22 protein-coding genes are annotated in these 25,662 nt (G+C 50.3%); 13 read left to right on the top strand and 9 right to left on the bottom strand.

Features of this window, described 5'->3' with window-relative positions:
• On the top strand, positions 1-1,302 hold the full coding sequence (gene rstB / locus A1WG_RS02340) for a two-component system sensor histidine kinase RstB (protein ID WP_000732531.1): 1,302 nt from the start codon (positions 1-3) through the stop codon (positions 1,300-1,302).
• 74 nt (positions 1,303-1,376) lie between these two features.
• Positions 1,377-2,306 carry a DNA replication terminus site-binding protein gene (gene tus, locus A1WG_RS02345; RefSeq protein ID WP_000135173.1) on the top strand — a complete coding sequence of 310 codons (930 nt, stop codon included), beginning with the start codon at positions 1,377-1,379 and terminating at the stop codon, positions 2,304-2,306.
• On the opposite strand, the gene fumC is transcribed toward tus, so the two are convergent.
• Complete coding sequence (fumC, locus tag A1WG_RS02350) at positions 2,303-3,706, bottom strand: class II fumarate hydratase (protein WP_001516348.1); 1,404 nt, start codon at positions 3,704-3,706, stop codon at positions 2,303-2,305. The genes tus and fumC overlap by 4 nt on opposite strands.
• A gap of 206 nt (positions 3,707-3,912) precedes the next feature.
• Complete coding sequence (gene fumB, locus A1WG_RS02355; RefSeq protein ID WP_001516347.1) at positions 3,913-5,559, bottom strand: class I fumarate hydratase; 1,647 nt, start codon at positions 5,557-5,559, stop codon at positions 3,913-3,915.
• 198 nt (positions 5,560-5,757) lie between these two features.
• On the opposite strand from fumB, the gene manA reads away from it, so the two are divergent.
• Both manA and A1WG_RS02365 read left to right on the top strand, forming a co-directional pair.
• Complete coding sequence (manA, locus tag A1WG_RS02360) at positions 5,758-6,933, top strand: mannose-6-phosphate isomerase (protein WP_001516346.1); 1,176 nt, start codon at positions 5,758-5,760, stop codon at positions 6,931-6,933.
• 98 nt (positions 6,934-7,031) lie between these two features.
• Positions 7,032-8,540, top strand: coding sequence for a YdgA family protein (locus tag A1WG_RS02365; RefSeq protein WP_001516345.1), 1,509 nt, complete (start codon positions 7,032-7,034; stop codon positions 8,538-8,540).
• 42 nt (positions 8,541-8,582) lie between these two features.
• On the opposite strand, the gene uidC is transcribed toward A1WG_RS02365, so the two are convergent.
• The 6 genes from uidC to malI form a co-directional block, all read right to left on the bottom strand.
• The gene (uidC, locus tag A1WG_RS02370; RefSeq protein ID WP_001516344.1) at positions 8,583-9,848 is read right to left on the bottom strand and encodes a glucuronide uptake porin UidC; all 1,266 of its coding nucleotides are present in this window, start codon (positions 9,846-9,848) and stop codon (positions 8,583-8,585) included.
• Between the two features lie 38 nt (positions 9,849-9,886).
• Complete coding sequence (gene uidB / locus A1WG_RS02375; RefSeq protein ID WP_001075870.1) at positions 9,887-11,260, bottom strand: glucuronide transporter; 1,374 nt, start codon at positions 11,258-11,260, stop codon at positions 9,887-9,889.
• A complete protein-coding gene (uidA, locus tag A1WG_RS02380; RefSeq protein WP_001516343.1) occupies positions 11,257-13,068 on the bottom strand; it encodes a beta-glucuronidase in 1,812 nt (603 codons plus the stop codon). The genes uidB and uidA overlap by 4 nt, the downstream gene beginning before the upstream one ends.
• Before the next feature lie 383 nt (positions 13,069-13,451).
• A complete protein-coding gene (gene uidR, locus A1WG_RS02385) occupies positions 13,452-14,039 on the bottom strand; it encodes a DNA-binding transcriptional regulator UidR (RefSeq protein ID WP_000369704.1) in 588 nt (195 codons plus the stop codon).
• Between the two features lie 229 nt (positions 14,040-14,268).
• On the bottom strand, positions 14,269-15,036 hold the full coding sequence (gene hdhA, locus A1WG_RS02390) for a 7-alpha-hydroxysteroid dehydrogenase (RefSeq protein ID WP_000483368.1): 768 nt from the start codon (positions 15,034-15,036) through the stop codon (positions 14,269-14,271).
• Positions 15,037-15,149: 113 nt separating this feature from the next.
• Positions 15,150-16,178 carry a mal regulon transcriptional regulator MalI gene (gene malI, locus A1WG_RS02395; protein WP_001516341.1) on the bottom strand — a complete coding sequence of 343 codons (1,029 nt, stop codon included), beginning with the start codon at positions 16,176-16,178 and terminating at the stop codon, positions 15,150-15,152.
• 174 nt (positions 16,179-16,352) lie between these two features.
• Between malI and malX the strand changes: the two genes are divergently transcribed.
• The 3 genes from malX to add all read left to right on the top strand — a co-directional run bounded on the left by malX (position 16,353) and on the right by add (position 20,232).
• Positions 16,353-17,945 carry a PTS maltose transporter subunit IICB gene (gene malX / locus A1WG_RS02400; RefSeq protein WP_001516340.1) on the top strand — a complete coding sequence of 531 codons (1,593 nt, stop codon included), beginning with the start codon at positions 16,353-16,355 and terminating at the stop codon, positions 17,943-17,945.
• 9 nt (positions 17,946-17,954) lie between these two features.
• A complete protein-coding gene (locus A1WG_RS02405; protein WP_001516339.1) occupies positions 17,955-19,127 on the top strand; it encodes a MalY/PatB family protein in 1,173 nt (390 codons plus the stop codon).
• A 103-nt stretch (positions 19,128-19,230) separates the two neighbouring features.
• Entirely contained in the window at positions 19,231-20,232 is a 1,002-nt protein-coding gene (gene add / locus A1WG_RS02410; protein WP_000567479.1) for an adenosine deaminase, read from the top strand.
• Between the two features lie 96 nt (positions 20,233-20,328).
• Here add and A1WG_RS02415 read toward each other — a convergent pair whose 3' ends face one another.
• The gene (locus A1WG_RS02415; protein WP_001282501.1) at positions 20,329-21,369 is read right to left on the bottom strand and encodes an oxidoreductase; all 1,041 of its coding nucleotides are present in this window, start codon (positions 21,367-21,369) and stop codon (positions 20,329-20,331) included.
• A gap of 240 nt (positions 21,370-21,609) precedes the next feature.
• On the opposite strand from A1WG_RS02415, the gene blr reads away from it, so the two are divergent.
• The 6 genes from blr to rsxC all read left to right on the top strand — a co-directional run.
• A complete protein-coding gene (gene blr / locus A1WG_RS0122455; RefSeq protein WP_032141301.1) occupies positions 21,610-21,735 on the top strand; it encodes a division septum protein Blr in 126 nt (41 codons plus the stop codon).
• A gap of 268 nt (positions 21,736-22,003) precedes the next feature.
• Entirely contained in the window at positions 22,004-22,219 is a 216-nt protein-coding gene (ydgT, locus tag A1WG_RS02420) for a transcription modulator YdgT (protein ID WP_000126621.1), read from the top strand.
• An 86-nt stretch (positions 22,220-22,305) separates the two neighbouring features.
• Positions 22,306-22,746: a DUF2569 domain-containing protein gene (locus A1WG_RS02425; RefSeq protein WP_001516338.1), complete on the top strand. Its 441-nt coding sequence runs from the start codon at positions 22,306-22,308 to the stop codon at positions 22,744-22,746.
• Positions 22,747-22,822: 76 nt separating this feature from the next.
• Complete coding sequence (gene rsxA, locus A1WG_RS02430) at positions 22,823-23,404, top strand: electron transport complex subunit RsxA (RefSeq protein ID WP_000133193.1); 582 nt, start codon at positions 22,823-22,825, stop codon at positions 23,402-23,404.
• Positions 23,404-23,982, top strand: coding sequence for an electron transport complex subunit RsxB (rsxB, locus tag A1WG_RS02435; protein WP_000991825.1), 579 nt, complete (start codon positions 23,404-23,406; stop codon positions 23,980-23,982). The genes rsxA and rsxB overlap by 1 nt, the downstream gene beginning before the upstream one ends.
• A partial coding sequence (rsxC, locus tag A1WG_RS02440) for an electron transport complex subunit RsxC (protein ID WP_001516337.1) occupies positions 23,975-25,662 on the top strand: 1,688 nt, incomplete at its 3' end. The genes rsxB and rsxC, both read left to right, overlap by 8 nt.

The raw sequence follows: 25,662 nt of genomic DNA, 5'->3' as shown, positions 1-25,662 counted from the left end.
ATGAAAAAACTGTTTATCCAGTTTTATCTTTTACTGTTTGTCTGCTTTCTGGTGATGTCCCTGCTGGTTGGACTGGTGTACAAATTTACCGCCGAACGCGCGGGCAAACAGTCGCTGGATGATTTGATGAACAGTTCGCTGTACCTGATGCGTAGCGAGTTGCGGGAGATCCCCCCGCACGACTGGGGAAAAACGCTGAAGGAGATGGATTTAAATCTCTCTTTCGATCTGCGCGTCGAACCCTTGAGTAAGTATCATCTCGATGAAATTTCCATGCACCGACTGCGTGGCGGTGAGATTGTTGCTCTGGATGATCAGTACACTTTTTTGCAACGCATCCCACGCAGCCACTACGTGCTGGCCGTCGGTCCCGTTCCTTATCTCTATTACCTCCATCAAATGCGTTTGTTGGATATCGCGCTGATTGCCTTTATTGCCATCTCTCTCGCCTTTCCAGTGTTTATCTGGATGCGTCCGCACTGGCAGGACATGTTAAAACTGGAAGCAGCGGCGCAACGATTTGGCGATGGCCATCTCAATGAACGCATTCACTTTGATGATGGTTCGAGCTTTGAACGACTGGGCGTAGCATTTAACCAGATGGCGGACAATATCAATGCATTAATTGCCAGCAAAAAACAGCTTATCGACGGGATTGCTCACGAACTGCGAACGCCGTTAGTGCGCCTGCGTTATCGGCTGGAGATGAGCGATAACCTGAGTGAAACAGAGTCTCAGGCTCTGAATCGTGATATCAGCCAACTGGAAGCCTTGATCGAAGAACTGCTGACCTATGCCCGATTAGACCGCCCGCAAAATGAGTTGCATCTTAGCGAGCCAGACCTACCGTTATGGCTGTCAACACATCTGGCCGATATCCAGGCTGTTAACCCCGACAAAACGGTACGGATAAAAACGCTCATGCAAGGTCATTATGCGGCGCTGGATATGCGCTTAATGGCGCGCGTGTTGGATAACTTGATCAATAACGCCCTGCGCTACTGCCATTCAACCGTAGAAACCAGCCTGTTACTGGCAGGAAACAGAGCGACATTAATTGTCGAAGATGATGGGCCAGGAATAGCCCCACAGGATCGCGAGCATGTCTTTGAACCCTTTGTGCGTCTCGATCCTAGCCGTGACCGTTCAACCGGCGGTTGTGGGTTGGGACTGGCGATTGTCCACTCTATTGCACTGGCAATGGGCGGCACGGTTAACTGTGACTCCAGCGAACTGGGTGGTGCCCGCTTCTCGTTTAGCTGGCCGTTATGGCATAACATCCCGCAATTTACCTCTGCCTGACACTACGCGCACGGTGGTCAAGTTACCGCCGTTGTGTTATATAATAAGTATGTTGTAACTAAAATGGTGATTTTATGGCTCGTTACGATCTCGTTGACCGACTCAATACTACCTTTCGTCAGATGGAGCAAGAACTGGCCGCGTTTGCCGCTGAGCTTGAGCAGCACAAGTTGCTGGTTGCCCGCGTGTTCTCTTTACCGGAAGTCAAAAAAGCGGATGAGCATAATCCGCTGAATTGCATTGAAGTTAAGCAACATCTCGGCAAAGAGGCGCAGGCGCTGGCACTACGTCATTTCCGCCATTTGTTTATTCAGCAACAGTCCGAAAACCGCAGCAGCAAGGCCGCTGTTCGTCTGCCTGGCGTGTTGTGTTATCAGGTCGATAATCTTTCACAAGCGGCGCTGGCAAGTCATATTCAGCGCATCAATCAACTCAAAACCACTTTTGAACATATCGTCACGGTTGAGTCAGAACTCCCCACGGCGGCGCGTTTTGAATGGGTACATCGTCATTTGCCGGGACTGATTACCCTTAACGCTTACCGCACGCTCACGGTTCTTCACGATCCTGCCACTTTACGTTTTGGCTGGGCGAATAAGCATATCATTAAGAATTTGCATCGTGATGAAGTACTGGCTCAACTGGAAAAAAGCCTGAAATCACCACGCAGCGTCGCGCCGTGGACGCGCGAGGAGTGGCAAGGAAAACTGGAGCGTGAGTATCAGGATATCGCCGCCCTGCCGCAGGATGCGAAATTAAAAATCAAACGTCCGGTGAAGGTGCAGCCAATTGCCCGTGTCTGGTATAAGGGAGATCAAAAACAGGTACAACATGCCTGCCCTACGCCGCTTATCGCGTTGGTTAATCGGGATAATGGTGCTGGTGTGCCGGACGTTGGCGAGCTGCTAAATTATGATGCCGACAATGTGCAGCACCGTTACAAACCCCAGGCGCAGCCGCTTCGCTTAATCATTCCACGGCTGCACCTGTATGTTGCAGATTAACGCCCGACTTTCATACTGCCGACCATCTGTTCTGGTCGTACCCAACTATCAAACTCGGCTTCGTTAAGATACCCCAACGCAAGGGCTGCGGCTTTTAAAGTCAGCCCTTCTTTGTGTGCTTTTTTAGCGATCTCAGCGGCTTTGTCATAGCCAATGTGGGTGTTGAGCGCAGTCACCAGCATTAGCGACTCATTGAGCAATTGATTGATTCGCTCACGATTCGGCTCAATTCCCACTGCACAATGTTTGTTAAAACTTTCCATGCCATCCGCCAGTAAGCGCACCGATTGCAGGAAATTGTGGATCACCATCGGGCGGAAGACGTTCAGTTCGAAATTACCGGAAGCGCCACCGATGTTGATCGCCACGTCGTTTCCCATCACCTGACAGCAAAGCATGGTTAACGCTTCACACTGCGTTGGGTTCACTTTCCCTGGCATGATTGAGCTGCCCGGCTCGTTTTCCGGAATTGAGATTTCGCCAATGCCACAGCGAGGGCCTGAAGCCAACCAGCGGACATCGTTCGCAATTTTCATCAGTGACGCCGCCAGCCCTTTCAACGCGCCATGAGCCTGAACCAGTGCATCGCAGGTCGCCAGTGCTTCAAATTTGTTCGGAGCAGTAACAAACGGCGCACAGGTAATTACCGAAAGCTCATCCGCTACGCGACGGGCATATTCCGGATGGGTATTCAGCCCCGTCCCTACCGCTGTACCGCCCAGCGCCAGTTCCGCCACATGCGGCAGGCTGTATTCAATATGTTTGAGATTATGCTCCAGCATCGCTACCCAGCCGGAAATCTCCTGGCCCAGTGTCAGCGGCGTGGCGTCCTGCAAGTGGGTACGACCAATTTTGACGATATCGGCAAATGCGCGCGATTTCTCATTCAGCGTTTGTGTCAGTGTTTTAAGCTGCGGGATGAGTTGCTTGCGTAGCGCCAGCAGCGCCGCAACGTGCATTGCTGTCGGAAAGACATCATTTGAACTTTGGCTTTTGTTCACGTCGTCGTTAGGGTGAATTTTACGTTCCATTCCGCGCACGCCACCGAGCAGTTCGCTCGCCCGATTGGCCAGCACTTCGTTCATATTCATGTTGCTTTGCGTGCCGGAACCCGTCTGCCAGATAGCCAGCGGAAATTCATCGTCATGCTGTCCCGCCAGCACTTCATCCGCTGCCTGACGGATAGCACTCGCTTTCTCTTCAGAGAGTAAACCTAAATCTTCGTTAACTTTTGCCGCTGCACGCTTAGTCAGCGCCAGCGCATGAATCAGTGAGGTGGGCATTTTCTCCGTGGAAATACGGAAATGCTCCAGCGAGCGTTGAGTTTGTGCGCCCCACAGCTTATCTGCCGGGACATCGATCGCACCCATCGAATCTTTTTCGCTGCGTACTGTATTCATGGCCTGCTCCTCACCTGATTAATTTTTTCTTTCTGTTTTGCTTTCGTTAAGCAACTTTTAGCTCACTCATTATTTACTATTTTGTAACAAATGTTTGGTCTTTCGTGCCATGTAAAAAAGCCGCCCCGAAGTAAAGGGCGGCTCAGATTGTTTGCAAAGTACGCTTTGTTCATGCCGGATACGGCGTGAACGCCTTATCCGCCCGCTTATTTCACGCAGCGGGTACACTGCGTGAGTTGAATCTGCTGGAAGAAGTCATTCCCTTTATCATCAACAAGGATAAATGCCGGGAAATCTTCCACTTCAATTTTCCAGATAGCTTCCATACCCAGTTCCGGATATTCAACACATTCCAGGCTCTTAATACTGCCCTGCGCCAGCACTGCTGCCGGGCCGCCGATACTGCCAAGGTAAAAGCCACCATGTTTTTTACAAGCATCGGTCACCTGTTGACTGCGATTACCCTTCGCCAGCATGATCATACTGCCGCCCTGCGCTTGCAGTTGATCGACGTAAGAATCCATCCGTCCGGCGGTCGTTGGGCCAAGAGAGCCGGAGGCATAACCTTCTGGCGTTTTTGCCGGACCAGCATAGTAAATCGGGTGATCTTTGATGTATTGCGGTAACCCTTCGCCGTTGTCCATGCGCTCTTTCAGTTTGGCGTGGGCAATATCACGACCGACAATAATCGTGCCGTTCAGCGACAAGCGGGTAGAAACGGGATACTGCGACAACTGTGCGAGGATCTCTTTCATCGGACGATTAAGGTCAACGCGCACCGCTTCGCCTTCCCCTGCTTTACGCAATTCTTCCGGGATATATTTGCCTGGATTATGTTCCAGTTTTTCGATCCAGATCCCCTGACGATTGATTTTCGCTTTGATATTACGGTCAGCAGAACAGGAAACGCCCATACCAACCGGACAGGATGCGCCGTGGCGTGGCAGACGAATCACGCGGATATCATGGGCAAAATATTTACCGCCAAACTGCGCCCCCAGACCAAGATTTTGCGCTTCAATCAGCAACTCTTTTTCCAGCTCCACATCACGGAACGCCTGACCGTGCTCATTCCCTTCCGTTGGCAGCTCGTCATAGTATTTAGCGGAAGCCAGTTTTACTGTTTTAAGGTTAGTTTCCGCAGATGTACCACCGATCACGAAGGCAATGTGATACGGAGGACACGCCGCCGTGCCCAGCGTACGCATTTTCTCAACCAGATAATTTTTCAGTTTCCCTGGCGTCAGTAACGCTTTGGTTTCCTGATAGAGATACGTCTTGTTTGCGGAACCGCCACCTTTGGCGATACAGAGGAATTTATACTCGTCGCCATCAACAGCATAAAGATCGATCTGCGCTGGCAGGTTGGTGCCAGTATTCACCTCTTTATACATATCCAGCGCTGCGTTTTGCGAGTAGCGCAGGTTATCTTCGATATAGGTGTTATAGACACCGCGCGCCAGCGCCGCTTCATCACCACCACCGGTCCATACACGCTGCCCTTTTTTACCGACGATTATCGCGGTGCCGGTATCCTGGCAGGTTGGCAGAACGCCTTTTGCGGCGATGTCGGAGTTGCGCAGGAATTGCAGCGCCACATATTTGTCGTTTTCGCTGGCTTCCGGGTCGCGCAGGATATCGGCCACTTGCTGCTGGTGAGCCGGACGCAGCATAAATGACGCATCATGAAACGCCTGACGCGCCAACAAAGTTAACGCTTCTGGCGCGACTTTCAAAATCTCCTGCCCTTCAAATTCAGATACGCTAACGTGTTCGCTGGTCAGCAGGTAGTATTCGGTATCATCTTTTTTGAGTGGGAAAGGAGCCTGATAATGAAAGGGTTTGTTTGACATTGTTCTCTCACTTACTGCCTGGTTTGGTTATGCTCTGGGCGGGTGTTCCATTGCCCTGTTAAAAGCGAGTTACATTATCCTACACACTTTTTTAACAAAAACTGAGACTAGTACGACTTTTTGCGGCTCCAGGTTACTTCCCGTAGGATTCTTGCTTTAATAGCGGGATTAATTTCCACATTCAAACAGGGATTGATCATGCAAAAACTTATTAACTCAGTGCAAAACTATGCCTGGGGAAGCAAAACGGCACTGACTGAACTTTATGGCATGGAAAATCCATCCAACCAGCCGATGGCTGAATTGTGGATGGGCGCACATCCGAAGAGCAGTTCACGTGTGCACAATGCCGCCGGAGATATCGTTTCACTGCGTGATGAGATTGAGGGTGATAAATCAACTCTGCTGGGAGATGCCGTTGCCAGGCGCTTTGGCGAACTGCCTTTCCTGTTCAAAGTGTTATGCGCAGCCCAGCCGCTCTCCATTCAGGTTCATCCAAATAAACGCAATTCTGAAATCGGTTTTGCCAAAGAAAATGCCGCCGGCATTCCAATGGATGCCGCCGAGCGTAACTATAAAGATCCTAACCACAAGCCAGAGCTGGTTTTTGCCCTGACCCCTTTCCTCGCGATGAACGCGTTTCGTGAGTTTTCCGAGATTGTTTCCCTGCTCCAGCCCGTCGCGGGCGCGCATCCGGCGATTGCTCATTTTTTACAGCAGCCCAATGCCGAACGTTTAAGCGAACTGTTCGCCAGCCTGTTGAATATGCAGGGTGAAGAGAAATCCCGCGCGCTGGCGATTTTGAAATCGGCGCTCGACAGCCAACAGGGTGAGCCGTGGCAAACGATTCGTTTAATTGCTGAATTTTACCCGGATGACAGCGGCCTGTTCTCCCCACTGTTACTGAATGTGGTAAAACTGAACCCTGGTGAAGCGATGTTCCTGTTCGCAGAAACACCACACGCCTACCTGCAAGGCGTGGCGCTGGAAGTGATGGCGAACTCCGATAACGTGCTGCGTGCGGGTCTGACGCCAAAATATATTGATATTCCGGAGCTGGTTGCCAACGTTAAGTTTGAAGCCAAACCGGCCAGCCAGTTGCTGACCCAGCCGGTGAAACAAGGTGCAGAGCTGGACTTCCCGATTCCGGTTGATGATTTTGCTTTCTCGCTGCATGACCTTAGCGATGAAGAAACTACCATCAGCCAGCAAAGTGCCGCCATTTTGTTCTGCGTTGAAGGCGAAGCAACACTGGGTAAAGGTTCTCAACAGTTAGCGCTTAAACCGGGTGAGTCCGCATTTATTGCCGCCAATGAGTCGCCGGTGACGGTGAAAGGCCACGGACGTTTAGCGCGTGTTTACAACAAGCTGTAAGAGCTTACTGAAATAATTAACATCTCTTGCTAAGCTTATTAAAGGCTTATAACACTTCAGGCGGCCAGTCCGCCTGATTTCATTTATGGATAATCATTATGAATAAATCGCTGGTAGCGGTAGGCGTCATTGTTGCGCTCGGCGTAGTCTGGACAGGCGGCGCATGGTACACAGGCAAGAAGATTGAAACCCATCTCGAAGACATGGTCGCACAGGCGAACGCGCAACTCAAACTGACAGCTCCTGAATCCAACCTGGAAGTGAGTTATCAAAACTATCATCGCGGCGTGTTCAGCAGCCAGTTGCAATTAGTGGTGAAGCCCATCGCCGGGAAAGAAAATCCGTGGATTAAAAGTGGCCAGAGCGTCATCTTCAATGAATCTGTTGACCACGGTCCCTTCCCTCTGGCCCAGCTTAAAAAACTGAATTTGATCCCGTCGATGGCGTCGATTCAAACCACGCTGGTCAATAACGCTGTGAGCAAGCCACTGTTTGATATGGCAAAAGGAGATACACCTTTTGAGATTAACTCTCGCATCGGTTACAGCGGCGATTCCAGTTCAGATATCTCGCTCAAGCCACTGAATTACGAGCAAAAAGATGAAAAAGTCGCCTTTAGCGGCGGTGAGTTCCAGTTAAATGCTGACCGAGACGGTAAAGCCATCTCCCTTTCCGGGGAGGCGCAAAGCGGTCGGGTCGATGCAGTTAACGAATACAACCAGAAAGTGCAGTTGACCTTTAATAATCTGAAAACCGATGGTTCCAGCACGCTGGCAAGTTTCGGTGAGCGCGTGGGTAACCAAAAACTGTCGCTGGAAAAAATGACCATTTCAGTGGAAGGCAAAGAACTGGCTCTGTTGGAAGGCATGGAGATCAGTGGTAAATCAGACCTGGTTAATGACGGTAAAACGATCAATAGCCAACTGGATTACTCGCTAAACAGCCTGAAGGTACAGAATCAGGATCTGGGCAGCGGCAAGCTGACTTTAAAAGTCGGTCAGATTGACGGTGAAGCCTGGCATCAGTTTAGCCAGCAATATAACGCGCAAACACAGGCGTTACTGGCACAGCCAGAGATTGCCAACAATGCCGAACTTTATCAGGAGAAAGTGACGGAAGCCTTCTTTAGCGCCCTGCCGCTGATGTTAAAAGGCGATCCGGTAATTACGATTGCGCCGTTAAGCTGGAAAAACAGTCAGGGTGAAAGCGCGCTGAATTTGTCGCTGTTCCTGAAAGATCCGGCAGCGACTAAAGAAGCGCCGCAAACACTGGCGCAGGAAGTTGATCGCTCGGTTAAATCTCTGGATGCAAAACTGACCATTCCGGTCGATATGGCAACCGAACTGATGACTCAGGTGGCGAAGCTGGAAGGCTATCAGGAAGATCAAGCTAAAAAGCTGGCGAAACAGCAAGTTGAAGGTGCATCAGCAATAGGCCAGATGTTCCGTCTGACCACCTTGCAGGACAATGCCATCACCACCAGCCTGCAATATGCTAACGGTCAGATCACGTTGAATGGTCAGAAAATGTCGCTGGAAGATTTTGTCGGTATGTTTGCGATGCCAGCACTTACCGTTCCGGCTGTACCGGCCATCCCGCAACAGTAATTCACAGCCAAAACGCCGGAGAGTTTTCTCTCCGGCGTTTTTTCACTTCAACATAAAGTCATACTGAATACTCATTTTCACATCCCAGTAATTCAGGCGATTGCCCAGCGTACTACCATCGCGCTTTTCCCGTCCTTTATCGGCTGCAAGAAAGAAATTCATCCCTTGTAGCGGCCCTTCGCTGACCCGATAGTTCATACCGCCTAAGATACCTGCGCCTTCAATCCGCACATCTCGTTTACTGGATTCATAGCCGCGAGTCACAATCGGTGCCAATGTCAGCGTAAATTGCGGGGTTAAACGATAATTGACACCCAATTGCCAGGACTGCATACCTTCCCGGTTACGATCAAGACTTAACGAGAAAGGATAACCAATATCGGTGTCCACCACGGCTCCGTTCATCGCATGACGCAGATAACCACCGCTACCAAACACGCTTCCCCACGGCGCGCTCCACGTCAGTTGGCCGCTAACCAGCGCCGTTTCATTGGGCTGGTTGGTGTTACGACTTAAGCCTTCCAGTTGCGCATAAAAGCCGAGCAACTCCCCTTTCAGCGCATAATCCTGGGCGAGCGAAATGCTTTTCTCAAAAATAGTTTGTAGCTGATTAGAAACATCTTTCTGTGCCGATGCCCCCAAAGAATAACGGCTGGTATCATCATGCCAACTGGCAGCTAAAAAAGAACGAGCGCGATGTTTATCGTATTTTCCGGTCTGGCTGTTATAAACACCTTCATCACGGATACCGGTTGTTGAATCAGTCCATAAAAATACCCGGGAGCGCCACATTCCCCACAGTTCAATATTGGGCGTTAAAGCCCAATAACCTAATGCTCCTTCAGAAACGGTCGGTAATGTACGTTGCGAACTGCCAGCAATTAACGGAATACGATAAGGTAAACTACCATAACTATAATCTGTCCCGAAACGACCTAATTTAAGTAAACTCTTTTCACTCGGTTTTATTTTTACCGCACCCAATGCATAGCCAAAACTTTTATCGCCATCAAGATACCATCGGGTACTCATATCAGCACGAGCACCTAATTTATAAACATAATAGGCTCCACCTTCGACGCCAATAATATTAGCGTAATAACCGCTATTAAAATCGAGCAATCCTCCTTGCACCCATGCGTAAATATCTCTTCCCGCGCCAGCACTGGGCTTGTCAGCCCGGCGCAATTCATTTTTCAGTCTGATTCGTAGTCCCGCTTCATCGTCAGCCAGTTGTGCAGCGTAAGCGGAGGTAAGGCCAGAGGCAGCCGTCAGGGAAATAACGGCCATGGCCACTATTTTTCTCATAGTTGCACCTTTGATGTTCTGATTATTTTTATAAGATATTAATTAGTGATATCGCTGATTAATTGCTGCTGCATTTTTTTACGATTATCAATTTCGACCACAATTTCTTTGAATTTTTTATCAGTCAGCGGATAAAACCAAATTATAACGAATGCCAGTAGCATAAATCCGCAAGGGACTAAGGCAATTGATGTGCGGATCCCCATAATAACTTCCGGCGTTTGTGCCTGATTCGCAATATATCCGCTTAATCCCAAAATAAAGGCGGGAATTGAACCCCCTATTGCCTGTCCACATTTTCGGGTAAATGAGAATAATGAATAGGTAAGCCCTTCAATGCGTACACCGGTCAGGTATTCACCATATTCTACAGTATCGGCCTCCAGCGCCCACATCACCGTCATGGTAACGCCCTGACCAACTGAAGCGATGGCTAACGCGATCAGTGCCACCGGCAGCGACCAGACTGAAACCCAGAAGAACAGCAAATAACCACAAGTTCCCAGCAGAGCGCCAATCAGGAAGGTATTCTTTTTACCGATTCTGGCAACCATTCCCGGCACCAGCGGTGCCGATGCCACTGTGCCGACCAGGTTTTGCACCAACACCAGCACAGTAAACAACCCGGCATCATTCAGTACATAGCGCACGTAGAACAACGACGAAGCACTGACCGCGAAGGTCGAGATCAGCACACATAGCGCGCCGATGCACAACATAAACAGCGGACGATTCCGTTTCAGCGTTTGCAGGCTGATCTTCAATGACGGCTGCGCCACGATACGCACTACATTCTCGCGCGTCGATTTAAAGCAAATGAAGTAAAGCACCATCCCGGCAATCGCCAGGGTAATCGTCCAGAAATGGTATACCGACACCATCTCCTCCGGGCTGGAGTGCTTAATGCTCGGGCCAATCAGAAAAGCCAGGCAGACAAAGGTCAGCGAAGCGGCAATCCCGCGAGCCGCGCCCAGACGGGCGCGGGATTGTGGTTGTTGGGTCATGGCAGTTGCCAGTGAGCCATAAGGTATATTGACCAGGCTGTAACAAAGCCCCAGCCCCATATAAGTCAAATATGCATACACCACTTTGCTGCTATGACTCCAGTCGGTCGGCACCCAGAAAACCAGCACGCTGAAGATCATTAACGGTGCAGTGCCGAACAGCAAGAAGGGGCGGAATTTGCCCCAACGGGTATTTACGCTGTCTACCACCCGTCCGGCGAAGACGTCAGCAAAAGCATCGAATACCCGCACCAGTAATAGCATGGTGCCCGCCGCAGCGGCACCGACGCCAGCGACGTCGGTGTAGTAACTCAACAGGAAGAGCGCCCCCATGGCGAAGGCGAAGTTATTGGCAACGTCACCGAGGCTGTAGCCGACGATGGTGCGCCATGAGAGTTGTTGATTCATTTTTTGCCTCCCTGCTGCGGTTTTTCACCGAAATTCATGCCAGTCCAGCGTTTTTGCAGCGAGAAAGCCGCCGATTTTGGTTTGCGGTCACGAGTGAAAATCCCTTTCTTGTTACCGCCAACGCGCAGAATGCCCTGCGAAGTCGCAAAATCAGCGAAGTTCCATACCTGTTCACCAACGACAGCACTAACGCGGTCAAAGACGCGGTGATACATATCCAGCCACGCGCACTGATACTCTTCACTCCACATATCGGTGTACATCGAGTGCAGACCGGCTAACGTATCCACCCCGTATTCGGTGATGATAATCGGCTGATGCAGTTTCTCCTGCCACGCAAGCAGTTCTTTTTCCAGTACCTTTTCTGCCGTCTCCAGATCGCCGCTTTGGACATACCAGCCGTAATAACGGTTCAGACACAGCACATCAAAGAGATCGCTGATGGTATCGGTGTGAGCGTCGCAGAACATCACATTGACGCAGGTGATCGGTCGTGTCGGGTCGAGTTTACGCGTTGCTTCTGCCAGTGGCGCGAAATATTCCCGGGCACCTTGCGGGCGGGTATCTGGTTCATTGGCAATGCTCCACATCACCACGCTTGGGTGGTTTTTGTCACGCGCAATCAGTTCTTTAATCGCCTGTAAGTGCGCCTGCTGGGTTTCCCCATTGACCGCCTCTTCGCTGTACAGTTCTTTCGGTTTGTTGCCCGCTTCGAAACCAATTCCTAAAGAAAGGTTAAAGCCGACGGCGGCAGTTTCATCAATCACCACAATGCCATGTTCGTCAGCCCAGTCGAGCATCTCTTCAGCGTAAGGGTAATGCGAGGTGCGGTAAGAGTTGGCACCAATCCAGTCCATCAATGCGTGATCGTGCACCATCAGCACGTTATCGAATCCCTTGCCACGCAAATCCGCATCTTCATGACGACCAAAGCCAGTGAAGTAGAACGGTTTGTGGTTGATCAGGAACTGTTCACCCTTTACTGCCACCGAGCGGATACCGACGCGCAGTGGATAGATGTCGCACTCTGTCTGGCTTTTTGCGGTGACGCACAGTTCATAGAGATACCCATCACCGGGTTGCCAGAGATTCGGGTTCACCACTTGCAAGGTTCCGCTGTGACCTTGTCCGGCTGCGACAACCTGCTGATCAGCATCACGCAGTTCGACGCTGATATCACCATTGGCCACCACCTGCCAGTCAATGGAAGCGTGGTTGCAGTCTTGCGCTACATGCGTCACCACGGTGATATCGTCCACCCAGGTGTTCGGCGTGGTATAGAGCATTACGCTGCGGTGGATCCCGGCGTAGTTAAAGAAATCATGGAAATAAGACTGCTTTTTCTTGCCGTTTTCGTCGGTAATCACCATTCCCGGCGGGATAGTCTGCCAGTTTAGCTCATTGTTCACACAAACGGTGATACGCACACTTTTTCCGGCAATCACATATGGAGTAACATCGGCTTCAAACGGCGTATAGCCGCCCTGATGCTCCATCACTTCCTGATTATTAACCCACACTTTGCCGTAATGAGTGACCGCATCGAAACGCAGCACGATACGCTGGCCCGCCCAACCTTTGGGTATAAAGACTTCGCGCTGATACCAGACATTGCCCACATAATTACGAATATCCGCATCAGCAAACTGATCGTTAAAACTGCCTGGTACGGCAATCGCCCGACTCTCTTGCAACGTGCTTTCCCACCAACGCTGATCATTTCCACAGTTTTCGCGATCCAAGCTGAATGCCCACAGACCGTCGAGTTTTTTGATTTCACGGGTTGGGGTTTCTACAGGACGTAACATAAGGGACTCCTCATTAAGATAAAAATACTGGTCAACCTTTAATTTGATTAGTTAACCAATTAAGCAATGCAAACAGTTATCTGTGAGAAACCCACGGAAGAGAAATGGAAATAAAAAGAACTGACACCGCGATCAAAAAACCAAAAACTGCAATACCCACAGCGTGACATGGATCGCATTAATCTCTAAAACAACGTTGACAGAAGCCACAAAATAAGCAACCGAACGCTCGTTCGAGTGATTTAAAACGCTAAATTTCCGTGACATATGGTTGTGGTGTATGTGTTAACGGGATTTTGCGATCAGGCGAGAACGTTTTGGTATGGTGCTGTTAAGGACATTAAATGCGGGCGCAGTGGTCACCGGCCCGCGGCAAGAAGATATCAGGATGCGGTTAAAATACCGCCAATCATCGCACGTAATCCCTGGGCAAATGACGCGTCACCCGCCAGGTCTTCGGCTTCAATGTCGGCCAGTACGCCATAGGTCAGATCCAGCAATAAACGAGAGGTCATCGCCGTGTTAATGTCAGGACTTATCTCACCTTTTTGCTGGGCATCGCGCATACGCTGGGCGATGTATTCGGTGATTGTCAGATGCTTATTCCTGAGCATAGCGGCAACCTGCGGATTACGCATTCCTTCCGCCATAATCTCTACCACCAGCGCCCGCTGGGCAAAGGCTTCATGCGTCAGGGAGACTATCGACTCGACCATATATTCTACAAAATGAATCCCTTCGATAGGGTCCCGGAAGCGGGCCAGCGCCCTCTCCTGATCCTGGAGGATAATTGCCTGAATCAAGGCTTCTTTAGAAATGAAATGGTGGTAAAGCGTCCCGGGACTTATACCGCAGGATTTACAGATGGCTTTCATCGAGGCACTGTGAAATCCATTTTCTGAAAAAATCTCTCTGGCAGCATTGAGGATCCGGGTCCGTGTCGGTTGTGCTTCAGTCTGCATGTTATCCATCGTTAAACCAATATAGTTAGCATGAATAACTAGTTTACCGCGTTGTCAGGTGAGCGCCTATCATTGCTGTTGAATAGTGCGAAGGCACACCCGATTCGTTTACTATTCACACGATAATTGGTCAACCAATGAACATAACATGGTTACCAGTTTTCTGGCGTTTTTTCACTGCTGAACTCGCTGTACCGGTAAACAACACTCACTCAGTTGTTTACCGGCCTGCTAGCGATTAATTAAGCTCCTGTACCCCACCGCCGGATACGGTGAGTATTTGCCCGCTTATCCAACTGGCAGCAGGTGAACACAGAAACAGCGCCGCGTTAGCAATATCTTGCGGTTGACCCAGACGTCTGATTGGCGTGTGCTGCAACATTTTTTGTTCAATTTCTGGCGTAATAACGGATTTTAGAGCATCAGTTAATATTGCCCCCGGCGCAATGCCATTCACCCGAATATTTTTTTCACCCAGATCAAATGCCATATTTCTCACCAGATGACTGGCCGCAGCTTTAGATGACGCATAGGAAGTCATGTTTTTATTTTTATTTTCTGCAGCCATAGAAGTGATAGTCAGAATAACGCCTCCGCCATTTTTTTCCATTTCTGGCGCAATGAGTTGTGACAGATGGAAAAAAGAAAACACATTCAGTTCATAAGCGCGGCGGAAATCCGCCATTGGCATATCAAACGGTTTAGGACCACCGCCACCCGCGTTGTTAACCAGAATATCCACTTTGCCCAACTTACTGATGGCAAAGTCTGCCAGAGCAGATAATTCCTGTTCGGAAGTAATATCACAACGCCAGGCAAATGCCTGTCCACCAAGCTGTTGAATCTCATCAACAACATGATTTGCTGCATCGGCATTAATATCACTGACCACCACAGATGCACCTGCTGTCGCGAATGTAATGGCAATTTCTTTACCAATACCAGCACCCGCACCGGTGATGATGGCGCATTTTCCGTCGAGTCTCAGGTTGTCAGAATTAAACACATAAACCTCCTGTGAACTTCAGTAAATAAATTAAAAGGCACCGCCTGTGTGCCACATTTTTTATCATTAACCTCGGGGAAAAGACACTACCAGGTATAGCAGATAAAGAGAGATTATTTCGCCGTAATGAGCCGCGCGGGGATAATCAGATTTCGAGAGTGATTCTCTTCGTGACTGATTTTTTGCATCATGCGATCGGCAAGCGTAAAGCCCAGTTCCCGCGCAGGTGTGCAGGCCCAGACAATCGGAAAATCATCAAGAGCAGTTTGCGTTACATCAGTAAATGCCGCTAATGAAACCTGTTGCTCAAAATAACGATCGACCCCGCTTTCGCCGCTTTGCCGCCCTGCTTTCAGTAAACCAAACCACGCGCCCATCGCAATGGTTTCGTTGTAGCACACCACCGCGCTGATGGTCGGGTTATGGCGCAAAAGCGCCGTTATAGCTTCCGCAGCCAGCTTCTGGCTGGAAGAACATTCCAGTACCCAATCGCTGTGAAACGGCAGACCAAATTTTAATAGTGTTGCGCAATATCCACCCACTCGTTCCGCGCGGGTTAAAGAGGAACTTTGCCCTCCCAGCCAGGCGATACGCTGATGCCCATTGCGAATAAGGTGTTCCGTCAATAACTGCGCTGCCTGCATGTTATCCGGGCGAACAGTATCCACATCTTCAAGATAGCTGGCACGGGATGCAAAAATCACCGGGATGTCTTTTTCTTCTGCCATGCGCCGCAGGTCATCACTGCTTCCTGCCGCACCGGCAATCACCACACCATCGACACCCTGATTCAGTAGCAGTGAAAATCGCTGGGCCAGTTGCTCGCCATCTTTACCGCCGTGGAGCAAAAAAACCATCCGCCCCTGTGCTTCCAGTGCCTCTGTCAGCCCGGCCGTTAATTCAGCGTAAAACGGCGAAGATAAGTCGCGCACAATTAAGCCAATTACGCCACTCTGCCCGCCGCGCAGCGCAGATGCCTGGCGATTTCGCACAAAGCCTAACTCTTCAATGGCCGCGTTAACCCGTTCTCCCGTGGCGGCAGATATTCGCCCTTTGCCACTAAGCACCAGCGAAACGGTACTGACTGACACGCCCGCAGCCAGCGCAACATCATGAATGGTGATTTTTTTGGCGGTAGCCATGCAGATGACCTACTCCCTGATTATGTGACAGATAAAACGTTTTACCTTTAATTTATCTTATACCCGCTATTATCGTTGCGTAATGTGATTTATGCCTCACTAAAATTTGATAAAACGTTTTATCTTCTCGCGCAATTTATTGAATCCAGACTGTTCTCAACAAGGAGTCGTTTTATGACGGCGAAAGCAGCACCGAAAGTCACGCTGTGGGAATTCTTCCAGCAGTTAGGCAAAACCTTTATGTTACCCGTGGCGTTATTGTCGTTCTGCGGCATTATGCTCGGAATTGGCAGTTCCCTTAGCAGCCACGATGTCATCACCCTAATCCCGGCATTGGGTAACCCCGTGTTGCAGGCCATCTTTACCTGGATGAGTAAGGTTGGCTCGTTTGCTTTTAGCTTTCTGCCAGTGATGTTCTGTATTGCAATCCCACTCGGGCTGGCGCGTGAAAACAAAGGTGTTGCAGCATTCGCGGGTTTTGTCGGTTACGCGGTCATGAACCTTGCGGTTAACTTCTGGTTGACCAATAAAGGCATTCTACCAACCACCGATGCAGCCGTTCTGAAAGCCAATAATATCCAGAGTATTCTTGGGATCCAGTCGATCGACACCGGGATCCTCGGTGCAGTGATCGCCGGTATCATTGTCTGGATGCTGCATGAGCGTTTCCATAATATCCGCCTGCCAGATGCGCTGGCGTTCTTCGGCGGCACCCGCTTCGTGCCCATTATCTCCTCACTGGTGATGGGACTTGTCGGTCTGGTAATTCCGTTAGTCTGGCCGATATTTGCTATGGGCATTAGTGGATTAGGTCATATGATCAATAGCGCAGGCGATTTCGGACCGATGCTGTTTGGTACTGGCGAACGTCTGCTGTTGCCGTTTGGTCTGCATCACATTCTGGTGGCATTAATTCGCTTTACTGATGCGGGCGGCACGCAGGAAGTCTGCGGTCAAACCGTAAGCGGCGCGCTGACTATCTTCCAGGCGCAATTAAGCTGCCCGACCACACACGGTTTCTCTGAAAGCGCTACGCGTTTCCTCTCCCAGGGAAAAATGCCTGCCTTCCTCGGCGGCCTGCCTGGTGCGGCATTAGCCATGTATCACTGCGCACGCCCGGAAAATCGCCATAAAATTAAAGGCCTGCTGATTTCTGGCCTGATCGCCTGTGTCGTTGGCGGCACCACAGAACCGCTGGAGTTCCTGTTCCTGTTCGTTGCGCCAGTCCTGTATGTCATCCACGCACTGTTAACCGGCCTCGGCTTCACTGTCATGTCCGTTCTCGGTGTCACCATCGGTAATACCGACGGTAATATCATCGACTTTGTGGTATTCGGTATTTTGCATGGTCTGTCGACTAAGTGGTACATGGTGCCAGTGGTGGCGGCAATTTGGTTTGTTGTTTACTACGTCATCTTCCGTTTCGCTATCACCCGCTTCAATCTGAAAACACCGGGGCGCGACAGTGAAATCGCCAGCTCAATCGAAAAAGCCGTTGTCGGTACGCCGGGTAAATCAGGTTACAACGTTCCGGCAATCCTCGAAGCCCTGGGTGGTGCCGACAATATTGTCAGCCTTGATAACTGTATTACTCGCCTGCGTTTGTCTGTGAAAGATATGTCGCTTGTGAATGTGCAGGCGCTGAAGGACAATCGGGCAATTGGCGTAGTTCAATTGAATCAACATAACCTGCAGGTTGTTATTGGGCCGCAAGTTCAATCGGTAAAAGATGAAATGGCCGGTTTGATGCGCACTGTTCAGGCATAAGGATAAAATATGTTCGATTTTTCAAAGGTCGTGGATCGTCATGGAACATGGTGTACACAATGGGACTATGTCGCTGACCGTTTCGGCTCTGCGGATCTGCTGCCGTTCACGATTTCAGACATGGATTTTGCCACCGCACCCTGCATTATCGAGGCGCTGAATCAGCGCCTGATGCACGGTGTGTTTGGCTACAGCCGCTGGAAAAACGATGAGTTTCTCGCGGCAATTGCCCACTGGTTTTCCACCCAACATAACACCGCCATTGATACGCAGTCGGTGGTTTATGGCCCTTCTGTTATCTATATGGTGTCGGAATTGATTCGCCAGTGGTCTGCCGTCGGTGAAGGCGTGATGATCCATACCCCCGCTTACGACGCATTTTACAAAGCCATTGAAGGTAATCAGCGCACCGTGATGCCCGTTGCTTTAGAGAAGCGGGAGGACGGTTGGTTTTGCAATATGGCAAAACTGGAAGCTGTACTGGCGAAACCAGAATGTAAAATTATGCTCCTGTGTAGCCCGCAGAACCCCACGGGTAAAGTCTGGACTTGCGATGAACTGGAGATAATGGCAGACCTTTGCGAACGCTATGGTGTACGCGTTATCTCCGATGAAATCCATATGGATATGGTATGGGATGAGCAACCACATATTCCCTGGAGCAACGTGGCGCGCGGAGACTGGGCGCTGCTGACTTCTGGTTCGAAAAGTTTCAATATTCCTGCCCTGACCGGAGCTTACGGTATCATTGAAAACAGCGAGAGCCGCGAGACGTATTTATCAGCACTGAAAGGTCGTGATGGGCTTTCCTCCCCTTCTGTACTGGCATTAACAGCACATATCGCCGCCTATCAGCAAGGCGCAGCGTGGCTGGATGCCTTACGTGTCTATCTGAAAGACAATCTGAGGTATATCGCCAATACAATGAACGCCGCGTTCCCGGAACTCAACTGGCAGCCCCCACAATCCACTTATCTCGCCTGGCTTGATTTACGGCCTCTGAACATTGATGACAATGCACTGCAAAAAGTCCTGATTGAGCAAGAAAAAGTGGCGATCATGCCGGGATATACCTACGGCGAAGAAGGCCGTGGCTTTGTTCGTCTCAATGCCGGATGCCCTCGTTCGAAACTGGAAAAAGGTGTCGCCGGATTAATTAACGCCATCCGCACTGTACGTTGATTGCGATTGCGCAACGCAAATAATCGTTGCGCAATCGTAGATTTTTACCCTGCTTTGTTTTTATAATGGTGCGCACTTTTATATCCAGAAAAAGAGTGCGACCATGATTGATACCACCCTGCCATTAACTGATATCCATCGCCACCTTGATGGCAACATTCGTCCCCAGACCATCCTTGAACTTGGCCGCCAGTATAATATTTCACTTCCTGCACAATCGCTGGAAACGCTGATCCCCCACGTTCAGGTCATCGCCAACGAACCCGATCTGGTCAGCTTCCTGAGCAAACTTGACTGGGGCGTTAAAGTTCTCGCTTCTCTTGATGCCTGCCGTCGCGTGGCATTTGAAAATATTGAAGATGCCGCTCGAAACGGCCTGCACTATGTCGAACTACGTTTTTCGCCAGGCTACATGGCGATGACGCATCAGTTGCCTGTTGCGGGCGTGGTTGAAGCCGTCATTGATGGCGTGCGTGAAGGTTGCCGCACTTTTGGTGTGCAGGCGAATCTTATCGGCATTATGAGTCGAACCTTTGGCGAAGCCGCCTGCCAGCAAGAACTGGAGGCATTTTTAGCCCACCGTGACCAGATTACCGCGCTGGATTTAGCCGGTGATGAACTTGGTTTCCCGGGGAGTCTGTTCCTTTCTCACTTCAATCGCGCACGTGATGCGGGTTGGCATATTACTGTTCATGCAGGTGAAGCTGCTGGCTCGGAAAGCATCTGGCAGGCTATTCGTGAACTGGGGGCGGAACGTATTGGACATGGCGTAAAAGCCATTGAAGATCGGGCGCTGATGGATTTTCTTGCCGAACAGCAAATTGGTATTGAATCCTGTCTGACCTCAAATATTCAGACCAGTACCGTAGCCTCTCTGGTGGCACATCCACTGAAAACGTTCCTTGAGCATGGTATTTGCGCCAGCATTAACACTGATGATCCGGGGGTTCAGGGCGTAGATATCATTCACGAATATACCGTCGCCGCACCCGCTGCGGGTTTATCTCGCGAGCAAATTCGCCAGGCGCAGATTAACGGTCTGGAAATGGCGTTTTTGAGCGCCGATGAGAAACGTGCTCTGAGAGAAAAAGTGACTGCGAAGTAAGAACATGCCTGATAAGGCGCGTAAGCGTCGTATCAGGCATTTGAATTCATCGCCGGATGCAGTGTAGTCGCTTTATCCGGCTCCAAAAATCGATTATCACGCCAGGCACAGCGTCGCGCGATGTTTGGCGGATTCGATACCAAGTTCAATGAGTTCCATCACCTGAATCGCCTGACTTGCCGGCACCGGATTTTCTCCGTCACCATTCAACGCATCACGAATAGCAGCGTAGTAAGCCGGATAATTTCCCGGCACCGTCAGCAGTGTTTCTTCGACGCGTTCCTCACCTTCAACACGGGTAAGTACGCCGTCACGCATATCATAGCCCCAATCTTCCTGCGGCAAACGTTCGCCATTTTTCAGCCGCTCTTCCTGTGGATCGAGTCCATACTTAACGTAGCTGCCGCGAGAACCATGAACGATATAGCGTGCCGACTCTGCTGCCGCCAACATAGTGCCGTGTAAAATGACCCGCCGCTGTGGGTAGGACAAAATGGCGTGGAAATAATCTGTCGACTGCGCTCCCGGGCGTAACTGTGCTAAATCTACGGTCATGCTGACGGGTAAGCCAAACAGCGTAATAGCCTGATCGAGCAAATGCGGCGCTAAATCGTACCAGATACCGCTACCGGGGCCGCCCTGTTCACGCCAGCGATCGCGCACCTGTGGACGGAAGCGGTCGAAATGAGACTCAAAGTAAGCCACTTCCCCCAGCAAGCCTTCCGCGAGCAAACCTTTTAGCGTCAGGAAATCGCTATCCCAGCGACGGTTATGAAACACTGACAACACGCGCCCAAGACTCTTTGCCAGAGCATCCAGCTCCCGTGCTTGTGACAGTGTCACGGTGAAAGGCTTATCAACAACCACATGTTTACCCGCTTCCAGTGCCGCTTTTGCTAACGGAAAATGGGTATCGTTGGGCGTAGGAATGACAATCAGGTCAATATTAGGATCATTAAAGAGATGCTTCGGTTCAGAGACAACCGTAACTGTTGGCCAATCAGCCTTCACTTTTGTTTCGTCACTGCTGGAGATCACCGCCAGCTCCAGCCCGGGCGTGCCCGCAATCAGGGGAGCATGGAAGGTTTTGCTCGCATAACCGTACCCAATCAACCCAACACGGATGTTGTCGCTCATGTCATTGCCTCTCATTGAAGTATGATGCTATTTGACACTATCCTTTACCCTCTCTCAACAGTTTAATAACCTGCCTGCAATACGGGGGGTTATTTAACTTAAGTCAAAAAAAGAGCGAATTTTCTGAAGGCAAAAGATAAATATCGCAAAAACATCAGTAAAAATCTTGCTGGAGCAATTATTGCTAAGTAACATTTACGGCCTTAGTTAATGGATCAATCAACATAGATGTGGGCAGTAATGAATCGTCTTATTGAATTAACAGGTTGGATCGTTCTTATCGTTTCAGTCATTCTTCTTGGCGTGGCGAGTCACATTGACAACTACCAGCCGCCTGAACAGAGTACCCCGGTACAACACAAGTAATCTCTGCGTTTGCAGGGCAACATGCAGCCCGTCCGGGTGCATGTTTTGACTTGTCGGGTATTTAAACCAGGAATTTATTATTTTGCACGGTGTTGTTGACGATTGTCAGGGATAGTAAAGCGCGTTACTCTTTTATTAGCAGTATTTCATCCCAGAATTATTTGCCATCAGCACATTCTTATTATTGCTTTAACGTTCACCTATGGTGAGATTTTATCATTACATATAATGCCTACCACTTTGGTATTAGTTATTTAATGGATCTTTTATGACAGCTCAGGAATACTTATTAAAATTTCGTAAAATCAATTCACTCGAAAGCCTGGAAAAACTCTACGATCATCTTAATTACACCCTGACGGACGATCAGGATATTATAAATATGTATCGTGCAGCCGATCACCGCCGAGCAGAGCTGGTTTCTGGCGGGCGTTTGTTTGACCTCGGGCAGGTTCCGAAATCGGTCTGGCACTACGTTCAATAAAGAAAGTAGCGATCGGTTATAAAAGCTTTATAATGACGCCCCTAAAATTAGATTTGCCCGTTTGCTGTCGCTATTCTGGAGAACTTATGACCACCACAACGCCACAACGTATTGGAGGCTGGTTGCTTGGCCCGTTAGCCTGGCTGTTAGTTGCCTTACTGAGTACGACGCTGGCGCTGTTGCTGTACTCCGCAGCGTTATCTTCTCCTCAAACATTTAAAACGCTCAGCGAACAATCCCTGACAACGCAAATCTCATGGGGCGTTTCGTTTATTACCGCCATCGCTATGTGGTATTACACACTGTGGTTAACCATCGCTTTCTTTAAACGTCGGCGTTGTGTTCCTAAACATTATATTATCTGGCTACTGATTTCCGTATTACTGGCAGTTAAAGCCTTCGCGTTTTCTCCGGTTGAAGATGGTGTAGCCGTTCGCCAGTTGCTGTTTACTTTGTTGGCAACTGCATTGATCGTCCCCTATTTCAAACGCTCGTCGCGGGTGAAAGCGACGTTTGTGAATCCGTAATAACCTTACAGTTAACCTGTTGTCGCCTGCTCTGGATTAACGGATAATAGGCGGCTTTTTTATTTCAGGCCGAAAAATGACTGACTACCTGTTACTGTTTGTCGGAACTGTACTGGTCAATAACTTTGTACTGGTCAAGTTTCTGGGTCTCTGTCCGTTTATGGGGGTTTCCAAAAAGCTGGAAACCGCGATGGGCATGGGGCTGGCAACAACATTTGTGATGACGCTGGCGTCTATTTGCGCCTGGCTTATCGACACGTGGATTTTAATCCCACTCAATCTGATTTACCTGCGCACCCTGGCGTTTATTCTGGTGATTGCCGTAGTCGTGCAGTTCACCGAGATGGTGGTGCGTAAAACCAGCCCGGTACTTTATCGACTACTCGGGATTTTTCTGCCGCTTATCACCACCAACTGTGCGGTGCTCGGCGTAGCGTTGCTGAATATCAACCTCGGGCACAATTTCTTGCAGTCGGCGCTGTACGGTTTTTCTGCTGCTGTCGGCTTCTCGCTGGTGATGGTGCTTTTTGCCGCCATTCGCGAACGTCTTGCTGTGGCCGATGTTCCGGCCCCTTTTCGTGGTAATGCCATTGCGCTGATTACTGCGGGTCTTATGTCTCTGGCCTTTATGGGCTTTAGTGGTTTGGTGAAGTTGTAATGAATGCTATCTGGATTGCCGTTGCCGCCGTGAGCCTGCTGGGCCTGGTGTTTGGCGCCATTCTGGGTTATGCCTCCCGCCGTTTTGCGGTGGAAGACGATCCGGTCGTTGAGAAAATTGACGAAATTTTACCGCAAAGCCAGTGTGGTCAGTGCGGTTATCCAGGCTGTCGTCCGTATGCGGAAGCCATCAGTTGTAATGGCGAAAAAATCAACCGCTGCGCACCTGGTGGCGAAGCTGTGATGTTGAAAATTGCCGAGTTGCTTAATGTCGAGCCACAGCCGCTGGATGGCGAAGCGCAAGAGTTGACGCCTGCGCGCATGGTGGCAGTTATTGATGAAAATAACTGTATTGGCTGCACTAAGTGCATTCAGGCGTGTCCGGTAGACGCCATTGTTGGCGCTACCCGCGCAATGCATACAGTGATGAGCGATCTGTGCACGGGCTGCAATCTTTGCGTTGACCCATGCCCTACACACTGCATCTCCTTACAACCGGTCGCAGAAACGCCTGACTCCTGGAAATGGGATCTGAACACCATTCCCGTGCGCATCATTCCCGTGGAACACCATGTTTAAGTTATTTTCTGCTTTCAAAAAAAATAAAATCTGGGACTTCAACGGCGGTATTCATCCACCGGAAATGAAAACCCAGTCCAACGGTACGCCTCTACGCCAGGTGCCACTGGCGCAGCGATTTGTCATTCCGCTGAAGCAACATATTGGCGCTGAAGGTGAGCTGTGTGTTAGCGTCGGGGATAAAGTGCTGCGCGGTCAGCCACTCACTCGCGGTCGCGGCAAAATGCTGCCGGTTCACGCACCAACCTCCGGCACCGTTACAGCTATTGCCCCCCACTCTACGGCTCATCCTTCAGCATTAGCTGAGTTAAGCGTGATTATTGATGCTGATGGTGAAGACTGCTGGATCCCACGTGACGGCTGGAGCGATTACCGCTCACGTAGCCGGGAAGAGTTAATTGAACGTATTCATCAGTTTGGCGTCGCCGGGCTGGGGGGGGCGGGCTTCCCTACGGGTGTTAAATTGCAGGGTGGCGGCGATAAAATCGAAACCTTGATTATCAATGCTGCCGAGTGCGAACCGTATATTACCGCCGATGACCGTCTGATGCAGGATTGCGCCGCTCAGGTGGTGGAAGGCATTCGCATTCTTGCGCATATCCTACAACCGCGCGAAATTCTTATCGGTATTGAAGATAACAAACCACAGGCGATTTCCATGCTGCGCGCAGTGCTGGCAGACTCCCGCGATATCGCTCTACGGGTTATTCCAACTAAATATCCTTCCGGCGGTGCCAAACAGTTAACGTACATCCTGACCGGGAAGCAGGTGCCACACGGCGGCCGTTCATCAGATATCGGTGTGTTAATGCAAAACGTCGGCACCGCTTACGCGGTGAAACGCGCAGTTATCGATGGCGAGCCCATTACCGAGCGCGTGGTGACGCTGACTGGTGAAGCCATTGCACGTCCGGGTAACGTCTGGGCGCGACTGGGTACACCTGTGCGTCATTTATTGGATGATGCCGGATTCCGTCCTTCTGCTGATCAAATGGTGATTATGGGCGGCCCGCTAATGGGCTTTACATTGCCGTGGCTGGATGTGCCGGTCGTCAAAATCACTAACTGCCTGCTGGCACCGTCGGCCAGTGAACTCGGTGAACCGCAGGAAGAACAAAGCTGCATCCGCTGTAGCGCCTGTGCTGACGCCTGCCCTGCCGATCTTCTGCCGCAACAGTTGTACTGGTTCAGCAAAGGTCAGCAGCACGATAAAGCCACCGCGCACAACATTGCCGACTGTATTGAATGTGGGGCCTGCGCCTGGGTTTGCCCGAGCAACATTCCACTGGTGCAATATTTCCGTCAGGAAAAAGCAGAAATTGCCGCCATTCGTCAGGAAGAGAAACGCGCCGCAGAAGCAAAAGCGCGTTTTGAAGCCCGTCAGGCACGTCTGGAGCGCGAAAAAGCCGCGCGTCTTGAACGACATAAGAGCGCGGCGGTACAACCTGCAGCCAAAGACAAAGACGCGATTGCTGCCGCACTGGCACGTGTGAAAGAGAAGCAGGCCCAGGCCACGCAGCCTATTGTGATCAAAGCTGGCGAACGTCCGGATAACAGCGCAATTATTGCAGCACGGGAAGCGCGTAAAGCGCAAGCCAGAGCGAAGCAGGCAGAATTACAACAGATCAACGACGCAACAACCGTTGCTGATCCGCGCAAGGCTGCCGTCGAGGCCGCTAT

The sequence above is a fragment of the Escherichia sp. KTE96 genome (assembly GCF_000408525.1).
In the GTDB taxonomy this organism is placed as follows: domain Bacteria; phylum Pseudomonadota; class Gammaproteobacteria; order Enterobacterales; family Enterobacteriaceae; genus Escherichia; species Escherichia marmotae.
Note: the sequence above shows the minus strand (reverse complement) of the source record. Positions and strands in the feature narration are given on the sequence as shown.

What these genes read in the sequence shown, in the direction of transcription:
- rstB (WP_000732531.1), top strand. Translation starts at nt 1, where the DNA reads ATGAAAAAACTGTTTATCCAGTTTTATCTTTTACTGTTTGTCTGCTTT.
- tus (WP_000135173.1), top strand. Translation starts at nt 1,377, where the DNA reads ATGGCTCGTTACGATCTCGTTGACCGACTCAATACTACCTTTCGTCAG.
- fumC (WP_001516348.1), bottom strand. Translation starts at nt 3,706, where the DNA reads ATGAATACAGTACGCAGCGAAAAAGATTCGATGGGTGCGATCGATGTC.
- fumB (WP_001516347.1), bottom strand. Translation starts at nt 5,559, where the DNA reads ATGTCAAACAAACCCTTTCATTATCAGGCTCCTTTCCCACTCAAAAAA.
- manA (WP_001516346.1), top strand. Translation starts at nt 5,758, where the DNA reads ATGCAAAAACTTATTAACTCAGTGCAAAACTATGCCTGGGGAAGCAAA.
- A1WG_RS02365 (WP_001516345.1), top strand. Translation starts at nt 7,032, where the DNA reads ATGAATAAATCGCTGGTAGCGGTAGGCGTCATTGTTGCGCTCGGCGTA.
- uidC (WP_001516344.1), bottom strand. Translation starts at nt 9,848, where the DNA reads ATGAGAAAAATAGTGGCCATGGCCGTTATTTCCCTGACGGCTGCCTCT.
- uidB (WP_001075870.1), bottom strand. Translation starts at nt 11,260, where the DNA reads ATGAATCAACAACTCTCATGGCGCACCATCGTCGGCTACAGCCTCGGT.
- uidA (WP_001516343.1), bottom strand. Translation starts at nt 13,068, where the DNA reads ATGTTACGTCCTGTAGAAACCCCAACCCGTGAAATCAAAAAACTCGAC.
- uidR (WP_000369704.1), bottom strand. Translation starts at nt 14,039, where the DNA reads ATGGATAACATGCAGACTGAAGCACAACCGACACGGACCCGGATCCTC.
- malI (WP_001516341.1), bottom strand. Translation starts at nt 16,178, where the DNA reads ATGGCTACCGCCAAAAAAATCACCATTCATGATGTTGCGCTGGCTGCG.
- malX (WP_001516340.1), top strand. Translation starts at nt 16,353, where the DNA reads ATGACGGCGAAAGCAGCACCGAAAGTCACGCTGTGGGAATTCTTCCAG.
- A1WG_RS02405 (WP_001516339.1), top strand. Translation starts at nt 17,955, where the DNA reads ATGTTCGATTTTTCAAAGGTCGTGGATCGTCATGGAACATGGTGTACA.
- add (WP_000567479.1), top strand. Translation starts at nt 19,231, where the DNA reads ATGATTGATACCACCCTGCCATTAACTGATATCCATCGCCACCTTGAT.
- A1WG_RS02415 (WP_001282501.1), bottom strand. Translation starts at nt 21,369, where the DNA reads ATGAGCGACAACATCCGTGTTGGGTTGATTGGGTACGGTTATGCGAGC.
- blr (WP_032141301.1), top strand. Translation starts at nt 21,610, where the DNA reads ATGAATCGTCTTATTGAATTAACAGGTTGGATCGTTCTTATCGTTTCA.
- ydgT (WP_000126621.1), top strand. Translation starts at nt 22,004, where the DNA reads ATGACAGCTCAGGAATACTTATTAAAATTTCGTAAAATCAATTCACTC.
- A1WG_RS02425 (WP_001516338.1), top strand. Translation starts at nt 22,306, where the DNA reads ATGACCACCACAACGCCACAACGTATTGGAGGCTGGTTGCTTGGCCCG.
- rsxA (WP_000133193.1), top strand. Translation starts at nt 22,823, where the DNA reads ATGACTGACTACCTGTTACTGTTTGTCGGAACTGTACTGGTCAATAAC.
- rsxB (WP_000991825.1), top strand. Translation starts at nt 23,404, where the DNA reads ATGAATGCTATCTGGATTGCCGTTGCCGCCGTGAGCCTGCTGGGCCTG.